The 18,558-nt window shown below is 41.5% G+C and carries 15 protein-coding genes; 7 read left to right on the top strand and 8 right to left on the bottom strand.

The window, feature by feature from the left end; all coding sequences use genetic code 11:
• Positions 1–22 precede the first annotated feature (22 nt).
• Complete coding sequence (locus KP803_RS06460; protein ID WP_248008027.1) at positions 23–1,273, bottom strand: ABC transporter substrate-binding protein; 1,251 nt, start codon at positions 1,271–1,273, stop codon at positions 23–25.
• Between the two features lie 52 nt (positions 1,274–1,325).
• Complete coding sequence (locus KP803_RS06455; protein WP_248008026.1) at positions 1,326–3,458, bottom strand: ADP-ribosylglycohydrolase family protein; 2,133 nt, start codon at positions 3,456–3,458, stop codon at positions 1,326–1,328.
• A gap of 551 nt (positions 3,459–4,009) precedes the next feature.
• On the opposite strand from KP803_RS06455, the gene KP803_RS06450 reads away from it, so the two are divergent.
• A complete protein-coding gene (locus tag KP803_RS06450) occupies positions 4,010–6,574 on the top strand; it encodes a glycoside hydrolase family 3 protein (RefSeq protein WP_248008025.1) in 2,565 nt (854 codons plus the stop codon).
• Between the two features lie 387 nt (positions 6,575–6,961).
• The gene (locus KP803_RS06445; RefSeq protein WP_248008024.1) at positions 6,962–8,224 is read left to right on the top strand and encodes a carbohydrate porin; all 1,263 of its coding nucleotides are present in this window, start codon (positions 6,962–6,964) and stop codon (positions 8,222–8,224) included.
• Positions 8,225–8,337: 113 nt separating this feature from the next.
• On the opposite strand, the gene KP803_RS06440 is transcribed toward KP803_RS06445, so the two are convergent.
• Positions 8,338–9,339, bottom strand: coding sequence for a LacI family DNA-binding transcriptional regulator (locus KP803_RS06440; RefSeq protein WP_248008023.1), 1,002 nt, complete (start codon positions 9,337–9,339; stop codon positions 8,338–8,340).
• A gap of 333 nt (positions 9,340–9,672) precedes the next feature.
• On the opposite strand from KP803_RS06440, the gene KP803_RS06435 reads away from it, so the two are divergent.
• Positions 9,673–10,560, top strand: coding sequence for a LysR family transcriptional regulator (locus KP803_RS06435; RefSeq protein ID WP_248008022.1), 888 nt, complete (start codon positions 9,673–9,675; stop codon positions 10,558–10,560).
• Positions 10,561–10,579: 19 nt separating this feature from the next.
• Here KP803_RS06435 and KP803_RS06430 read toward each other — a convergent pair whose 3' ends face one another.
• On the bottom strand, positions 10,580–11,206 hold the full coding sequence (locus KP803_RS06430; RefSeq protein WP_248008021.1) for a LysE family translocator: 627 nt from the start codon (positions 11,204–11,206) through the stop codon (positions 10,580–10,582).
• 100 nt (positions 11,207–11,306) lie between these two features.
• On the bottom strand, positions 11,307–11,666 hold the full coding sequence (locus tag KP803_RS06425) for a PilZ domain-containing protein (RefSeq protein ID WP_248008020.1): 360 nt from the start codon (positions 11,664–11,666) through the stop codon (positions 11,307–11,309).
• 254 nt (positions 11,667–11,920) lie between these two features.
• On the opposite strand from KP803_RS06425, the gene KP803_RS06420 reads away from it, so the two are divergent.
• Together KP803_RS06420 and KP803_RS06415 are read left to right on the top strand one after the other, a co-directional pair.
• Entirely contained in the window at positions 11,921–12,232 is a 312-nt protein-coding gene (locus tag KP803_RS06420) for a hypothetical protein (protein ID WP_427916924.1), read from the top strand.
• Positions 12,233–12,550: 318 nt separating this feature from the next.
• Complete coding sequence (locus KP803_RS06415; RefSeq protein ID WP_248008019.1) at positions 12,551–12,772, top strand: hypothetical protein; 222 nt, start codon at positions 12,551–12,553, stop codon at positions 12,770–12,772.
• A 65-nt stretch (positions 12,773–12,837) separates the two neighbouring features.
• On the opposite strand, the gene KP803_RS06410 is transcribed toward KP803_RS06415, so the two are convergent.
• Positions 12,838–14,019, bottom strand: coding sequence for a BamA/TamA family outer membrane protein (locus KP803_RS06410; protein WP_248008018.1), 1,182 nt, complete (start codon positions 14,017–14,019; stop codon positions 12,838–12,840).
• Positions 14,020–14,059: 40 nt separating this feature from the next.
• Positions 14,060–14,308, bottom strand: coding sequence for a DUF1289 domain-containing protein (locus tag KP803_RS06405; protein ID WP_248008017.1), 249 nt, complete (start codon positions 14,306–14,308; stop codon positions 14,060–14,062).
• 224 nt (positions 14,309–14,532) lie between these two features.
• Between KP803_RS06405 and KP803_RS06400 the strand changes: the two genes are divergently transcribed.
• Positions 14,533–14,979: an META domain-containing protein gene (locus tag KP803_RS06400; RefSeq protein ID WP_248008016.1), complete on the top strand. Its 447-nt coding sequence runs from the start codon at positions 14,533–14,535 to the stop codon at positions 14,977–14,979.
• A gap of 111 nt (positions 14,980–15,090) precedes the next feature.
• Here KP803_RS06400 and KP803_RS06395 read toward each other — a convergent pair whose 3' ends face one another.
• On the bottom strand, positions 15,091–16,935 hold the full coding sequence (locus KP803_RS06395) for a methyl-accepting chemotaxis protein (protein WP_248008015.1): 1,845 nt from the start codon (positions 16,933–16,935) through the stop codon (positions 15,091–15,093).
• A 437-nt stretch (positions 16,936–17,372) separates the two neighbouring features.
• On the opposite strand from KP803_RS06395, the gene KP803_RS06390 reads away from it, so the two are divergent.
• Positions 17,373–18,536, top strand: a complete 1,164-nt coding sequence (locus tag KP803_RS06390) for an ABC transporter substrate-binding protein (RefSeq protein WP_427916923.1) — start codon at positions 17,373–17,375, stop codon at positions 18,534–18,536.
• Positions 18,537–18,558 lie beyond the last annotated feature (22 nt).

The following is an 18,558-nucleotide window of genomic DNA, read 5'->3' as shown; positions in this document are numbered from 1 at the left end:
CGCAAAGTTTATTTATTTTTAATTAACGACGAGCGCGACGTTTGATCAACTTAGCTGCATCAGAGAGTGCTTTATCAATGTCGACATCGTGGTTGATAACCTTTTCAAACGCATCGTCAATAATACGCTCTGCGATTGGATCATGACGGTGAGCTGAGATTGCAGGAATACGCTCTGCAGATTCACGCCAGATCAAGCGAGCTTTCTGATTACCAAGAATAGCCATCTCTTCGTTCATCTCTGGCGCTTGTTGCGCTTCAATAGAAGAAGGGAACGTACCAAACTCAAGTGCCGCAATTTGAGTTTCTACGCGATCAGACATGTATTTAATGAATGTCCACGCTTCTTCTTTGTGCTCTGCTCTTGCAGGAATCGATAAGAATGTACCGCCCCAGCTCGCATAAGTCCCACCAGGAAGTTGGGCAGTACGCCAGTAATCGGTATCAGGAGAGATGAAGTCACGAATGTGACCAACAAACCAAGAACCGAACATTTGAGTCGCAATATCGCCACGACGCAAACCTTCGTTCCACTCCGTACTCCATTGGTTTACTTCGGCAGACAAATCATTGTCAAACAGCTCTTTACCAACACGGAAAGCTTCTTTGAAGCGGTCGCTTTCTACTAAGATCTTATTCTCTTCGCCAAAGTAAACTGACTGGCCTTCTTCTAGTCCACTACGAAGTACAATCTTCATCGCTGTCGATGCGTTATCTACGATGTAACTACCGTTGTTCTCTTTAAGCTTTTTACCCATTTCGATAAAGCTATCCCAGTCTTTCAGCATCTCTTCAGCGCTAACTCCGGCTGATTCCAAAACGTCAGAGCGGTAAAAGATAGTGCCTGGGCCTATATCAACAGGAATGGCAGCTTGCTCACCACGGTTATTTTTGCCTAAAGGCACTGTAAACGGTGAGAATTTCTCGGCAAAATTCGCCGCATTATAAGGAGCTTGGTTTAAATCTTCTAAACCGCCCGCATTTGCTAAACGACCAATGAAGCCCACTTCTAGAGCAGCAACGTCAGGCACGTTAGCACCGGTAGAAAGTGACGTTGTCAGCGCCGTATGGTGATCCTGGAACGACAACGATCTTAGGTTAATTTTGATATGCGGGTACTGTTTTTCAAAATCAGGCGTAATCAAACGAACCACTTGGTCGTAGTTCGCAAAAGCGGCGACATTAAGTGTCACTTGTTCCTGTGCTAGTGCAGCCGTAGAAAACAGAGCTGCAACGATAGCGCCAGACACAGCGCTTAATTGTAATTTTTTCATGCCTATCCTTATTGTGTAGAGTATTCGGCTTTAACGCCGTATTAGTTATTCGTTACTTGTTATTAAGAGCGTCAACGGAAGTAATCTTCATATCAGTAAAGTGAACAGGGCCTAAAGAGTTATAGAATCCGACACCACCACATTTGAATGTTTCTGGCATAGCGGCGTCTTTAACACTAAAGGTATCGACACCATTGATTGAACATTCAAAATGATCACCCACAGCCTTAACCTTAAACTCATAAGCTTTATGCGGTTGCCACTCAAATGGAGCGACAGCGATAATACGGGATTCACCGAATGATTCATGTATCAAGATAGCGGTGTCATCTTTTGTCAGTTCTATTCGGTAATAACGAGTGAGACCGAGGTAGCGAACGATAGGACCGAACGCATTTTTTGTTTGCGGTACTAAGCGAATACACAGTTCATAATCTTCGAAGTCTTTACTACCAAACGCGAATACACCAGGGTCTGTGATGTCGTCATTAACAAGACGATATATGTCTTGATTATTGAACTTGATTTTCGTGTCCATCGTATTGATAAAACTGCTTTCCCAAATTTCATGATGCTCGGTTTTATCAAAACCAATAATTTGGGTTGGCGTCCCGGTCCAATCAAGCTGGTGAAGTGTAACCTGACCATGCTGTGAACTTTCTGTCGTCCCTGTGATTTCAATTCCAACATTAGCGATCATTTGGAAATCAGCGGCTGGGATAGTCCACTCAATCGAATTTCGCTCGCCCATTTTCAATCGAACAGGTTCACTTTGTAGCGTCGTTATGTTCAACGCGGTGTCATACATTTCAATGAACAAGCTCGCTTCTACATCAGCATTGGCCTCTTTTGCTAACTCCAGTTCGGCAATAGCAATTTGACCCGGATACAGGGTTGGGCTACCTACAACATGATAAGATGACTCATTAACCTTGCACTCTTTGTCCGTATGAGTCGCCGTTTTTACTTTTAACGGAACACCAGAGATCAGGTTTGCATAGTCAATAGTCAGTGCATTTTCAGGATTAGATAACGAAGCGGTTCGAACATAGTTATGTTTACTATCTAATTGGAACCCTTGCACGGCACCTGGTAGTGAAAAATGAAAACGAGGCTTACGTGTCAGTGTCTCCCCTGTATGCCAACGAACAATCAATTCCATCATCTTATCGGCTTCACGAAGTGCGTCTGAGATATGCTCATGAATGTGTGCAGTAGGAAGCAAGATACGGTCGGCAACAGGGCCACGCCAATCATAACCATCATTAATACTGTCTAGGTCTAAACGAATACCGTTGATACAACCCACATTGGCTGCATTACAATCAGTATCCCAACCCGCGGTGTTAACGATCATCATCGCTTTATGGAAATTGTCTTCTCCGTAAAGTAGAGAAAGGATGATCAACCCGTGATTAGGAACCACATGGCAGGTGCCATCAAATTTGTCATATCCGTATTTTTCACGAAGTTGGGTGAAAGCATAGCGCCAATCTTGTGGGTTTTCACAGTGCCATTGACGCACATCAGCAATCACTTTCTGAATAATGCTGTCTTTACTTATATGGCTTAAAGCAGAATCAATGAGTGTGTTAAGGTTGGTTTCTTCAAAAGCAAGAGATTCAATGACAGCAATCACAATAGCAGCATCAACAGACACCCCATCATGGCTCACTAAACCCGCTTCTCGAGCCATATTGGCTGCTCGATCCGGCATGTTCGGGTTTAACATTCCCCAACCATCTATAAATATTTGAGCGCCAATCTGCTCTGCGACAGTTTGTCCGTTGGTTTCGATAGAGCCGCTTTTCGGAGCAGGAATGCCATTTTTAAGATTTTGCCAAGCGGTATGCTCTGTTGATTGGCCGTACCCCCCCCACCAAAGAACAGTTTTTCCTTTGATTAAGATATCCAACCAAGTTTGACCTACATGTACTGAAGAGAAATCTTTACGAAATAGATGATCTTCCAGAGCATGTGTGAACATAAATGTACCGGTGATATCATCATCGCTACAAATTAAAGGGTGATCGACTTCTTCGTTAACATAACAATTAATATCGCCAAAGGTTTCACTTATTTGACTATAATCCCAACCTTCGAAAGGCCTTCCAACATATACACCGACAATCTTACCTAGTATTCCAGAATATATTTTACGGTATAAACCTTCGCTATACATCATATCTCCAACGCTATAAAATTATTGTTACTTTATATTTTAGGAAGCAGTAATAACTTCTCATCTGATGCGGATGATACAGAGTTCCACCTCTGTAAATTGTGATCAAAGCACTGAAAGCGATTCTCGACTCTTTCCAATAACCAAAAAACAATTCACAGTAGGTTATTGATTTTTTGAAATAAAAAATATTATTTCCAAAATAAATTCACACTTTAATTGTTGAAAGGGATTTACATCACACTAATAACGATTATATTCGAATGAAATTCATACGATCTCATAACCTTGGCCATTGAATTTACTTGCCGCCGTTCAATTCGTGCTAGAAGAACAAATAAATTCACACTAAGTAATTGTAAATCATAAAAATAACAATAAAACAAACAAAACAATTCATGAATAAGCATGAAAATGTGTATTGAATTTAGTTTTGAGTAATATAAATGCTTGAGTCATAAGAACGAGACCAAGATCACAAACCAAGGGGTATTTTCAAAGGTAGTATCCGCCGTATTAGAAATCCGGCAATTTATATTACTTAGGTGTTTAGAATGACAATTAAAAATAGTCTTCCTTATTTTAAGGATTGGCCAAAGATTGAATCCGCTATAAAGAAAGATCCTATTATTGAAGATGAAATAATTGAAATTCTTCAACAAATGACATTGGAAGAAAAAATTGGTCAGATGATCCAGCCTAATCTTCGTGAAGTCACGCCTGAAGAAGTCTATGAATATAAATTGGGCTCAATTCTTAATGGGGGAGGCGCATGGCCAAACGAAAACAAACACGCCTCAGCTCAAGATTGGGCAGATTGCGCTGACACATTCTGGGAAGCTACAGAAAGAATGTTTGAAGGTCGCGGTTTTCGAATTCCTTTTGTGTGGGCTACCGATGCCGTTCATGGTCACAACAACGTGTTCGGGTCGACCGTCTTTCCCCATAACATCGGATTAGGATGTGCACGTGATCCAGAGCTTATTCATAGCATTGGTGAAGTAACCGCTCGCGAAGTTGTAGCAACCGGACTGGATTGGACATTTGCACCTACCGTTGCAACACCACGTGATTATCGTTGGGGCCGTGTCTATGAAGGGTACTCTGAAGATCCTGAAGTAACCTATGAATATGCTGCTAAAATGGTGCAAGGCTTACAAGGCAACGCAGAGCAACTAAAAAGCGAAGAACGTGTTCTTTCGAATGTTAAACACTTTGTTGGTGATGGTGGTACACGTACCGGCATTGACCGTGGCGTCAATGGTTACAGTGAAGAGCACCTGATCAATATTCATGCAATGGGTTACTTTAGCGGATTAGAAGCAGGCGCACAGGTCGTTATGTCTTCATTTAATAGTTGGGAAGACAAAGCAAACTATGATCACTCACCTAAAGAAGGTGAAGAATACAATCAAAAAATTCACGGTAGTAAGTACCTGCTTACTGACGTACTAAAAGACAAAATGGGCTTTGACGGCCTGATCGTTACTGATTGGAACGGCCATGCCGAAGTCAGTAAGTGTACTGACACCGACGCCGTTTACGCGATTAATGCGGGTAACGATGTTCTTATGGTTCCAGTTAGAGAACACTGGAAAGGTGTGATTAAATCAACCTTGTCTGCAGTAAATAGCGGCGTTATTGCTATGGATCGTATTGACGATGCGGTAACTCGAATTCTTCGCGTTAAAATGCGCGCTGGGTTATGGGATAAACCACGCCCTAGCCTACGTCAATTCGCAGGAAAACAAGCTCAACTTGGAGCAGAGTCTCACCGTGAGATTGCAAGAGAGTCTGTACGTAAGTCTCTTGTATTGCTGAAAAACAACAATGATATTCTTCCATTGTCTCGTGACCAAAAAATCACGTTAACAGGTAGCGCTGCCAACGATTTACAAAAACAATCTGGCGGTTGGAACCTAACGTGGCAGGGTGATGAAAACACGCTTGATGATTTCCCAGGGGCAACCACCGTTAAAATGGCACTTGAGGCCGAACTTGGTACTGAAAATGTCATTTTAGACCCAGACCTGAGTTCAGATTTCAAAGCTGGTGACATCGCTATTGTTGTATTCGGTGAAGACCCTTACGCCGAAATGATGGGCGATATTAAAGCGTGGCAATCGCTAGAGTTCTCAAAGCTAAAACGCAGCTATAATGCAGATTGCGAGAAAGTCGCACAGTTAAATAAACTCGGCGTTAAAGTGATTAGTATTTTCTTTAGTGGCCGACCGCTTTACATCAATGAAGAGATTGCGCAATCGGAAGCCTTTGTTGCTGCTTTCCTCCCAGGTAGTGAAGGGATGGGCATCACCGATGTACTTGTTCGTGATGAACAAAATAACATCCGTTACGATTTCGTTGGCCAACTGTCATACTCTTGGCCGAACAAGAAACGTAGTGTAACCGTTAACCGTATTCCACAGCACATCCCAGACTACGTTTGCCCAGACAATGAGCAAGATCCAAATGGCGAGCATGCGCCATTGTTCGAATACGGGTACGGACTCAACTATTCAGATCGCAAGCAAACGCGCGACCTTGATAACATTGAATTAGATAATGATGTGGTAAACCAAACAGAAACGGCAACCGAATCCAACCATCTATACGGTGTACGTTCAAACATTGGTGACTACAATCTAAAAATCTCAGACCTCGGTCACTGGATTGGATCTGAAGTGTCCAGAAATAACCCTATGGCGATTGAAGCAATAGAAACAGAACCGTATAACTATGAGCAACAACAAGATGCCATTAGAATTAACTTTAATGAACAATTTGGTGCTACATATATCCAAGTTGGAGATGGCTCAGTAGAGGACTTCTCCCAATATAGAAATGGTTCGATTACTTTTGAAATTAAAGTTCAAGAAGCACCAACAGAACCCGTTAAAATATCCATTCAAAAATGGACTAAAAACGAAGAACCTATTGGTGTCGCGTCAATCGATATAACTGATCAATTAGTTACTAGTGATAAATTTATTAAAGTATCCGTACCTTGTCAGGACTTTATCGTCCAAGATGTTGACCTACGCTATTTAGATACACCATTTATGATGTATACAAAAGGAAAGCTTAATGCAGTCCTTGCAAATATTTCATGGAATGCTTAATAACTGAATTAATGTCACAGATATATTGGCCCCTTTAAAAAGAAAGCTCACTTATTAAGTGAGCTTTTTTATGATTAATAAGAAACCACTAAAAATAGTTAAACCACTATATTGATTATTATCTCAGATACAGAAATAGCCATGAAATGAAGTAACTAAAAATCGAATTAGAACTTTTAAAACATAAACTTAACCGTGAATCGTTTTAAGTTTAATATAAATACACCATTCTAAAAACTCTATATCTCTCACATCAAAGCACCTAAAACTCAATATAGAATACTGCCATCCAAACAGTGGGATTAGTCGATAGAATATTCACTTAAACACTGTCAATAATAAATATAGCTTTCTCTTACTTTGTCCTTGAATAAACATAGGTATAAAATGAAATTTAAACCAACTAAAATTGCCTTAGCTTGTGGTGCAATGCTATTCACATCCAGTGCAATGGCTACCTCTGATATTGATTTCTTCGGTTACATGCGCGCTGGGGCTCATGTTTCACCAAACAGTAACAATGGTAACGGTCACCCTGACTACATTTCTGCGGAAGGTGCTGCGGGAAAATATCGCCTTGGTAACGAAGATGACTGGATGGAGTTTGGCCTTAAATCCGACCTCATTTCTGAAAATGGTCAACGCGGTCAAATTGGTATCATGATCGGCTCTTGGCACGACGTACAAGAATTTGGTGGCGGCATCTCTGATTCATTTGACGTGATGCAAGTTTGGGGACAATTACACGGCGTTTTCGGCAGTGATGTAACCAGCATGTGGGCAGGTAAGCTTTACCCTCGCTCTATTGCCGATGACATGTTGGATTACGAGTACTGGGATAACTACGGTCGTGGTTTCGGTCTACGCGACATCGAATTGCCGGGCATGCTGATGGACGTTACCTACAACTACAACAATGGTGAAATGACGCAATCTCCACCTGCAGGTGGTGATAATGACGACCGATTCATTACAGCGGTACATCTTCCTGAGCTACGTGTTCATGGCATTGACGTTCCTGGTGGTCACCTAGCGCTTGGTGTAAACCTAGCGAGTGTCGTTGATGATTCAGTTCTAAAAGAAATAGTAACTAACGCTCAAACAACAGGCTACATGTTAACCGCTTCTCATCGCGGCAACTTTGCTGGCTTTGACAACATCTTAACTCTTCAATACACAGACGGTATCGGTGTTGCTGGTTGGTCTGGTACCCAGATTGTCAATGTTGAAGCACCAGGTAGCAGTGTCCGACTGTTTAACCACGGAAACTATACGTTTAACGATAAGTGGAGCGCGGGCTACTCGATTGCATTCGAAGACATTGATATGGACTTTGATAACAAAGACGGAAAAGAGTGGTTTAACGCCGGTATTCGCCCACGATACAACTGGAATACCTTTACTCAGACAGAGCTAGAGCTTGGTTACCAGCAGGCGAAATCAAAAACTTACGACGGTACAAACACATCAGCTAAGGCAACACTTTCTCAAAAATTCCATTTTGGTGATGTGCCACATATCCGCCTATACGTAACATATGCTGAGAAAGATACTCACTGGGAAGAAAGATCATTTGGTGAGCACGCTTCAGTGTCAAACGATAAGTTCGATTCAGTAAGCTTCGGTGCTCAGTTTGAAGCTTGGTGGTAATGGGTAATACCCTCTTATTTTCTGTCTAGTCCAAACAGCATATTAAGAGAACAGGCCGCTACTTTTGCAAGTAGCGGCCATTTTTATAGCAATTTAACTGAAATGAGTAGAGTCTAGGTAGATTCTCGAATGATAAGTTGCATTGTAGGCATCTTATATTTCGGTTTATTACCTGATATCAAATCCAATATGTAGGCAATCGATAACTCCCCCATTTTCTCGAAAGGTAACCGAACGGTGGTAAGCGGTGGAACGGTGTAACTTGAAAGTGGCATATCATCATAGCCTATTAGTGCAATGTCTTTTGGTACGTTCAGCCCCTCTCGATAGAGGCCATGCATTGCACCAAATGCACTTTCATCATTACATGTAAATATTGCCGTAAATTCGTGGTTATTCGAGACCAATCGACGAATGGCCTGACTGCTTTTTTCAGAATCAAAATCGCCCCAAATGACCAAATCATGATCCACTGACAGCCCGGCGCTTTCCATTGCCCTCACAAATCCAGAATAACGAGCATCTGCATCACTGTTATCTTTCGGCCCTCTAAGGTGCACGATTTTGCGATGACCTTTTTGAATCAAGTGATTTACGGCTAAATATGCCCCCAATTCGTTATCCATACTTAATTGTGGTAGCCGTTTTTCTCCATGATTATTTGTTGATAATGCAGGTGTACCAAATATTAATGTTGGTACACCTTTTAGTAACTGACTTATTTCTTTCTCGCTAAGAAATGAGCCAATAACAATCATACCATCTACTTTTTTAGCAACCATATCTTTAAGTATTCGACGTTCACGATCAATTTCGTAGTTACTCACTTCTACATTAATTCGATAAACATGTTTTGATACCGCTCGATTCATTCCTGCAAATATACTGGTTACATGGTTGCTGTCATAGCTGGGTGAAAGTACACCAATAACCATCGTTCTAGCCGCAGCTTGAGTGAGAGACTTTTTTTGTTCGTACCCAAGTTCACTCATTGCATTTTCAATAGCTTGAACTTTTTCCTTTTCAATAAATGAACTGCGATTAAGATATCTAGAAACAGTGCTAGGTGAAACGTTAGCATGCGCAGCTATCATTCTAGATGTTACTTTTCCCATATTTTCATTTACCTTTCTGGATTGGTTGATATCAATTCGACACGTAGATTTTAATATAAAAATATATACGAGTTAATATTATTCACTGGCACTACCTCGTGATTAGTCACAAAATAATATATTCTTACAAAGAAATCACCAAGTGCGTTTATTTTATTTAAAAACAAATAGATTGAGTTTATGTATATACAAGGTGACCATTATAATTAAGTATATTTTATACTCAGTCTAAAATGTTTAGATTCATATAGCTGAAAATGATATGTGATTGCTAGTTGTTATCATTAAAATGCAATACAATAATTTTTTGTTATCACCAACAGAGTCGACCTCATGATCAATCCAGTTTGGTTACACACGTTTCGGACACTCATAGAAGTTGGCCACTTTACCCAAACAGCCGAAAAACTTTATATGACCCAACCCGGGGTTAGCCAACATATTAAGAAGCTAGAAACCGCCTGTAAACATGCACTGATCAAACGCGAAGGAAAAAGCTTTGAACTGACTGAGCAGGGAAGGATTGTTTACCATTACGCAGTTAAGCTCGAAAAAGAGAGTGACTCTCTTATGGACCAACTTAACTTTGATAACCCAAATTCTGGTAGGTGCTCACTAGCATGTTCGGGTTCACTCGCCCTACTACTGTACCCGAAGTTATTATTACTACAAACAGAACACCAGGGGCTCTCGATTCAGCTCGAGTCGGCACCGAATAAGAAGATACTAAACGACTTAGACACTGGATTGATTGATATTGGTATTGTCACACACCAACCAAACAGTAGTTTATACCAAAGCAATATTGTGGGTAATGAAGAGCTCTGTCTCGTTATGCCTAATCGTTATAATTCGATGAAACTCACCACGGACACGTTATTCGAGTGTGGACTTATTGGCCACCCTGACGCTAACCACTATTTATCGTTGTACTTTGAATTATGTGGGAATAACGATCTAGAGAAGATAAACCTCGATGAGATCCCTAGAACAGGTTACATCAACCAACTGAGTCAGATCTTACTTCCTGTCACGAAAGGGCTCGGCTTTACCGTGCTGCCCCGAGGTGCCTTAGACAGCTTTGCTGACAAAACACAACTGCACATTGCCTCAACTCAGTTCCCCGTCAAAGAAACGCTCTATTTAGTTCAAAAGCGACACCGAAATCTACCGGCCCGTTATGAGAAAATATGCTCATTGATTAAAGAGGCGCTGACTTAACACATCACTGAAATGACCATTACAGTTGATAAAGAGCTAACTGGGCGGCGAACACCATAAAAATACCACCAACCGAATAATTGAGTATGCGAGCCGTCTTACGCTGAGTTAATAAATGTTTTAATCTTTGCGCCAATACAATGACAACACAGAACCAACTCGCAACAACCGTTGCTTGTACCATTCCGAGCATCAAGCTATCTGAGATAACCGTTTTAGTTCCTACAAACTGAGGAAAAATCGACAAATAGAACAGGACGATTTTGGGGTTAAGAAGATTAGTTAGGAGACCTCTACGAAAATGCTGCCAAAACATCCCCTCTTTTGGTGTTGGGATAGCAATAGAGCCATCAAGCGTCAGGTATCCATGACGGATATTCGAAAAACCAAGCCAAAACAGATAACAAGCACCGACCCATTTTAACATTGAAAATGCCATCTCAGATTGCGCAAGTAATAAGCTCATTCCCGTTGCAGAAACAAACGCATGAACCAAGAAGCCGATGGACACACCAAAGATATTTGCGGCCGCATGGCGCTTTCTAGTAGAGAGTGACGTGCTTAATACGAGTAATGCATTAGGGCCGGGAACAACGGCCACAAAGAAGACAATTCCGACAAACAGCCATAGGCTTTCAAGTGTCATAGTAATAACCACAGAAAAAAACAGGATCATTCTATGAGAAAGTCCTAACTCAGGCAAAGAGAATATAACGAAAGAATTTTACGGTTAAATACCACTAATATTATGCAAGGCACTCTCGCATTTTAGCGTAGTAGGCAGGGTATTCTTGGCGAACATGACGCTGTTCTTGAACCATATCTTTAAAGCTTGGACCTTTAGACAAGAGAACAATGACTTCATTTTGATCAAGGCGAAGTACGGCACCTTCTACACAAATCACAGTATCATCATGCAGACTCAAAACACCAGACATACTCAGACCATGATGCACTGTGTTCGGGTCATCAATAATAAACCGAATCCCTTTTTCAGATACTTCACTGACATGGTAAAAAGCGTCTTGGATTTGCATAACGGGTCTTGCACGCTTCGGGTATTTTAAGCGGTAGTATTCCCGTTTTTGTATCGAATCTTCACCCATGAGGCTTAAACTCCCTCTTATCCTAGTGATTTAACAACCACGCCTCTGTAACAAAGCGTTACAACCTGACCTTTAATACCTTATTTTCGACGTATACGCTATAAACTTTAGCAGATCGCCCCTTTATTATCCAAAGTGGCTTCAAACAATACACTCTCTTTTCCTCATTTTTACCCTTCAATGAATTCAATTTGGTACACTGTGTTATCGTACTTGATTGATAATATGTCATTACTTTTTATCTAAGGGATTCAATGCTTCATTTTACTTCTGCTCGCTTTCGCTCTATATCGATGTTGATGATGGCTATCGCTATTCAAGGCTGCTCAAATCAACAAGCAAGTGCTGTTGGCATGCGTAAAAGTACGGTGACTGCCTATCCTCAAAATATGACGAATACACAACTTTGTGAAACCCTTTATTACTCACGCTCATCAACTCAAACGAAAGCCGCTATTGGTTCTGAATTCAACCGCCGAGGACTGAGCCGCTCACAATGTGATGAGCAAAATAAGAAACTCTACTTGGTGAAAGCTATCGATGAGATATTAAGTAAAGTCGAATAGATCACGACTGCTTTCGTCGCTATCGTAAAGCCAACTAATGACGCTCACTAAACCACTAAACCACTAAATACTAGATTTAAAGTGGAGACATGAAGTAACTCCCTTCTCCAGATTGACGATGTACTACTTGACACCAAAAAAAAATTTTCAGTCCAATTATTTTTTTAACTCCCGTTACTTTCTGATTCTATAGCTGTTTTTTAAAGACAGAAATATAACAGAAAGAAAGTCTCAAAATTACGCCAAAATCGATTTGACGCTAATGTGATTAACTTCTAACTTTTGTTATTAAGTCTATTAACTAGGAGGTCATTGAGGATGAAGCGAGCAAGTACTGCATATCGATTACAATTGATAAAAGAGGTTGCGACAAAAAGGCAGCGCGAACTATCAAACGACGCAATGGCTAACTATATTCACGACTTACTGAACGATCAGCCTCAACGGGAAGAGAACGTTGAACGGAATCACCGCTTTAGTGGTAGTCACTTTGATGAAGGTGCCGGAGGTTGGGTTAGTGATACTTGGAGTCTAAAATAGATAAAAAGTGGTATTGCTATTGCGCCGCTATAATCAGCGGCGTTTTCGTCTCTATTAAACGCCTTTTAAAAACCCGAACCAACGTTGAAATAGAAGGCATTGTCATCTTCACTAAATGCAAAGTCCATTCCCATGTGGATACCATACCTACGAGCAATTAGGTAACGAAATCCCGCCCCATACGCCACATGAGAGTCATCATAGAGTCCATCCACTTCATTACTAGCGGAACCCACTCCGGTAAACCCAGAGATTGTCCAGCGGTTATCAATATGCCACATCAATTGTGACTGAATAGCTGATACATAGTTATCTTGATAACGAAACGCCGATACCCCCCTAAGCTTCACGTAGGGCTTAGCCAATGGTGGTAAAATGCCACGTTCTGTTTTCGTTAAAGACTCATAGCCCCCCGCAAAAGCGATAGTCCAACTATCAGATATAGGATGAAACCATTGCCCGGCTAATTCAAAAGTGTCATAACTGTTGTCACTTCCGAATGAGTCTCGATACATCATATACTCAGCGTTTATCGAATACCCATCAGTTGGGAAAAAGAAGCTATTTTTCGTGTCATACTCGGCGTTAACACCCACCCCTGACGCCGTGGTTTCTAAACCAATTAAATTTTCGATAATCGCGTTAACGGTATCATTCGATGAGCGAACTTCTGACCTTGCCCAAAACTGTGAAACACCCAAAAACAGTGGTGTATCACCGACTCGAAATTGAAGCTTCTGCATGCCGCCATAACCTTTGTTGTCACTTTCAAAGCTCACGCTCTGATTAGGGATCCATTGGTTATCAGACCCTATATCGGCATAAATATCGATAAAGGCGTTACCGTAACCCATTCCGCCCATATATCGGATTGAATCTTGATTCCATGTTCTTCGGTGGCCAATAATTCCAAACCAAGTACCGTTTTGAGTAGCGCCACCACCTGCGACTGTTACGGCAGGTGGAATAAGATTTGCGCCACCATCAATCGATTCTAACGCGAGTTTTTTTCGGGTCTCTTTCTCTTGTTCTGATTCATGGAGAAACACCCCCATAAACCCGCCACCAACACCTAAAGCAGGCTCAGTAATGATCACTGGAACCGGGAGGAAACCGTAAGCATTTTCCGCGAGATACTCCCCCATATCGAGCATGCCATCGATTGGGTCAGTAAATGAGACAGCGAAAGAAGAGGCCGATAACGCTGCACTACTTACTATGAGAGATCGGTATATTGTTCTATTCACTAGGCATTCCAAAATGGGGAAATCGATAAAGACAAAACTATTAAAAGAGATCTTGCTGCGGATTACTAGTGTCTACTTCTTCGGGAGCCTTTTTTTTGCCCTGTTGCATTTTTCGACGGTAACGTAATTTACAAAGTTTGATGACGTGTAGTTGTTGCATTGGTGTCATTGATAACCAATTAAACCTTTCCTCACGCTTACGCATGCAACCTTGGCAATATCCTTTAGGATCAACATTGCAAACCCCCACACATGGGCTTGGCACTGTGAAAAATTCTAACTGCTCCATTTACGCCTCCCCCACCACCTAAGTGTCAAAATTGATATTTCTCTTACTTTCAGTATGTTACCTATGTATATCTAATAGCGTAAATAACACTATTAAACTGTGAACCACCCTAAACTATGACTTACTTCTGACAAAAACAGTGTTTTATTGGCTATACTTTTTAACAATCTTAAGGCCTATGACGTATCGCTAGGTCATTATTTCCAATTGTGGAGTTACTTATTATGAAGCTTAGTTTAAAAACGCTGGCTGTTGCTATTTCTGTACCTGTATTACTCACTGCTTGTGTAAGCAATGGCGAGGAAGCGCAAATGATCACATCTCAGGACCTACAACACCACAACTGGGAACTGGTAAAGATTGATGGCAAAGACATCGTTAAAGGCGAAAACAACAAACCAATTCGTCTTGAAATCGGTGAGAACATGAGCGCAAACGGCCACGCTGGTTGTAACAACTTCTTCGGTCAAGCAGAACTGAACGATGACCAATTCCGCATTGAAAAAATGGGCATGACCATGAAGATGTGTGGTGAAGAAGAGATGAATACTGAAATGGCAATGTCTCAAGTTCTCACTAACTGGAGTGACATTACATTAACGAAAGACAGCTTAGTACTTCAAAACGATGTCCACACTCTAACGTTCACACTTCGTGATTGGGTTAACTAGAAAGTAACTATCCTGGCGTGAGAGGTTTTGAAATAAAAAAGAGCGGTTATCCGCTCTTTTTTAATTTCCGTAAGAAAACCCCCAATCCCTTTTAGTTTCGAAGCTTTAGATTCAGAGCTTCCGCTGAGCTTGTTCATTGACGATGAAGAAGTCCATCACGGACTGCAATTTTTGAGCTTGATTGCTGAGCATCTCAGACGTTTCCGTTAATTGAGCCGAGCTAGAAGCATTTTGCTGGGTAATTTGTGTTAGTTGCATCATCGTCGTATTTATCTGGTTGACGTTGGTTTGCTGCTCTTCAGACGCCGCACTTATCTCTTGAACCAAGTCTGAAGTCTTAGCGATTGAAGGAACAATCTTATTTAACAGACCACCCGCTGATTCTGCAAGCTCTACGCTATTAGATGCAACCTCGCTGATCTCTTGCGCAGATACTTGACTACGCTCTGCTAGTTTACGAACCTCCGCGGAAACAACAGCAAACCCTTTACCATGCTCTCCTGCCCTGGCTGCTTCGATAGCCGCATTTAACGCCAGTAAATTGGTTTGATAAGCAATGTCATCAATGACGCCAATTTTTTCGGCAATTTGCTTCATAGCAATAACCGTATGCTGCACAGCTATACCGCCTTCTCTTGCTTCATTCGATGCCTTTGACGCCATACTTCCCGTTGCTTTTGCATTGTCGGTGTTTAAACTTATTGAGCTGGTCATTTCCTCTATTGAGTTCCTTGTAAATTCAACACTATCTGCTTGATCGGAAGAGGAAGACCTCATCACTTGTGCCATTGAACTCACCTTTTCAGAGGCGTTAGATAAACTATTAGCCGCCTCTCTAACATCCCCAATAATGGCAGACAACTGTTCTACCATGTGCTTCATCGCTCGAAGTAATTGGCCCGTTTCATCATTACTCTCAACCCTTATCTTTGACGTAAGATCGCCTTTAGCTAACCGATTAGCAACGACGACGGCTTCCCGTACTGGGGTGGTGATAATTCGCGTAATGACAATGGCTAATATTATGCCGAGTATGCTTGCGATAATACTGATTGCAATGACAAACGCTTTCGATTGATCATTCGACTTTTGTAACTGAGGCCCGAGTAAATCTTGTTGATCTTTGATCTCTAGTTTTAAATTTTCGATCAAACTGGCAGATTCTGCTCCTGCCTGATCTAGCCATTCGGACTTTAATCGATTACGCTCGTAAATAACCTCAACAAGTTCTTGGAATGCTGAAATATAACGAATGTTCAACCTTTTAACCTGACTAATCATCGCTTGATGCTCAGGGTTACTCGTTGTTTGAGTCAGGTGATTAAACATTCGTTGATAGCTACTAAACTCACTCTCTACTCTATCGACATCTTGTTGAGAATTACTGCTTAGAAACTTAGTGACATAAAGCCTTGCCAATAATAAATGCCTCATTGACTGTGCTACCTCAAAAGCTTCCTCCATATTCCCATCGTGTTTACTCCCTAATAGCAGCGACGTGATCTGTTTTTCTATTTGAGGGCCTAATACATCTAAGGTGTCGTGAACTAATATGTGTCGACGCTCAATTTTTTTCTTTATTAAATTAAACGCTTCGTCATAAGACAGTAGGTGTTGCTCTACGCTTTCAAACGTCTCTTTCTGATCTTTAGACGAAGCTTCTTGCCTTGCTTCTAGCATGAGTGTTTTTAGCTGTTCAAAACGCCCCTGCTGAACATCTAAAAACTCTAAATTTGAACTGTCTATATATTTGAGCGCGGCCAATCTAACACTGAGTAAGTTTGCTTGAACTCTACCTGCATTATTTGTATTTCTTGCTAGAGAACGGTAATCAGAAAAACCCGAAGATGCGGTTTGAAGTGCATTAAAAGACAAATATGCGGTTATGATCAGCAACATCAGAACCAGCCCAAACCCTAACCCTAACCGACCTCCGATCTTCATGTTTTGGAACATACTTGGCACCCTTCCCCTGGCTTGATTGGTTAAGTTATTGATAGTTTTATTGAATAGCTTTATTTGTCACTCTGGGATCCAATATTTTTAACCACTAATCTCTAAACTTACCCACATTGCTTATCGCAAAGATTGCTCTTTCCACTAACACAATATTAGAAGGTATTTAGATTTTTGTTCGAGCAGTAAAAAATTAACACCACCATTTCAGGCATATACTTATGATTAGGACGATAAAACCGAAGGACTATTTTCACCTTCTTTGTAATTTTTGTTGCTCTAGTCAGGTCTTTACTTCCACTCATTATTTACACGTATTGGTCACTTATTCTTCTTAGACTCACGAGAGAGACCACCTTCTAGTAAATAACATTGATAAATTAATGAGATAGATTAGTATTTCTGTTCAAGGGAATACGCGACAACTATCAAATAACATGGAAAGGGTTATGAAAAAGAGATTTTGTACAATCGGGCTTGCGGCGGCAGCACTTACTACAACATTTTCAACGAATGCGATGGACTGGTCTCAGGTTGAAACCGAAGCCAAAGGACAAACTGTCTATTTTCACGCATGGGGCGGTAGCCAAGAGATCAACCGATACATTCAATGGGCAGGGTCCGAGCTTTCAAAGCAGTACGGCGTTACTCTGAAACATGTAAAGGTCACTGACATAGCAGAAACAACTACCAAGCTGATTGCAGAGAAAGCGGCAGGAAAGAATTCCGGTGGCAGTGTCGATATTGTTTGGATTAATGGCGAAAACTTTAAGTCTATGAAAGAGAATCAGCTGTTATTTGGCCCTTTCACACAATCACTACCCAATTGGCAATATGTTGATAAATCTCTACCCGTTGATGTCGATTTCTCAGAGCCAACACTCGGCTTAGAAGCACCTTGGGGCGTTGGGCAATTAGTCTTCATTCATGATGACGAAGCTCTACGCAACCCACCTCGCTCGTTTGCGGAAATGCTCAGCTACGCACAAGCCTATCCAAATAAAATCAGCTACCCTCGTCCCCCTGAGTTTCACGGAACTAGCTTTCTCAAATCGCTGTTAATTGAGTTAACAGATAATGACCCTGCGCTCTCAAAACCAACTACTGAAGCCGACTATGACGCTGTCACAGGTCCTCTTTGGTCTTATCTCGATGATCTACATAAAGTCGCATGGCGAGGGGGAAAGCAATTCCCATCAGGCACAACTGAAACCATTCAACTTCTCGATGACGGTCAACTCGACCTCGCAATAAGCTTTAATCCAAACGCGGTATTTTCGTCTCAAGCAAGTGGAAAACTTGCGCCGACAACCAAAGCCTATGCCATGGATAGCGGCGCTTTATCAAACATTCATTTCTTGGCAATTCCGTGGAATGCGAAAGCGAACGCTGGGGCTCAAGTCGCTATCAACTTTTTGCTAAGCCCAGAGGCTCAGTCTCGCAAGGGTGATTTGTCCGTATGGGGCGATCCTTCTGTGCTGAGTAGCCAATACTTAACAGGGAGTGCTAAAAAGACACAACAATTTAAGTCTGTTTCTGAGCCACACCCGAGTTGGCAAACAGCTCTTGAGGCGTCATGGCTTGAGCGATACGGAAACTAGCCATTATGGTCACTAAATAACA

The sequence above is a fragment of the Vibrio amylolyticus genome, assembly GCF_023145695.1.
Classification (GTDB): domain Bacteria; phylum Pseudomonadota; class Gammaproteobacteria; order Enterobacterales; family Vibrionaceae; genus Vibrio; species Vibrio amylolyticus.
Note: the sequence above shows the minus strand (reverse complement) of the source record. Positions and strands in the feature narration are given on the sequence as shown.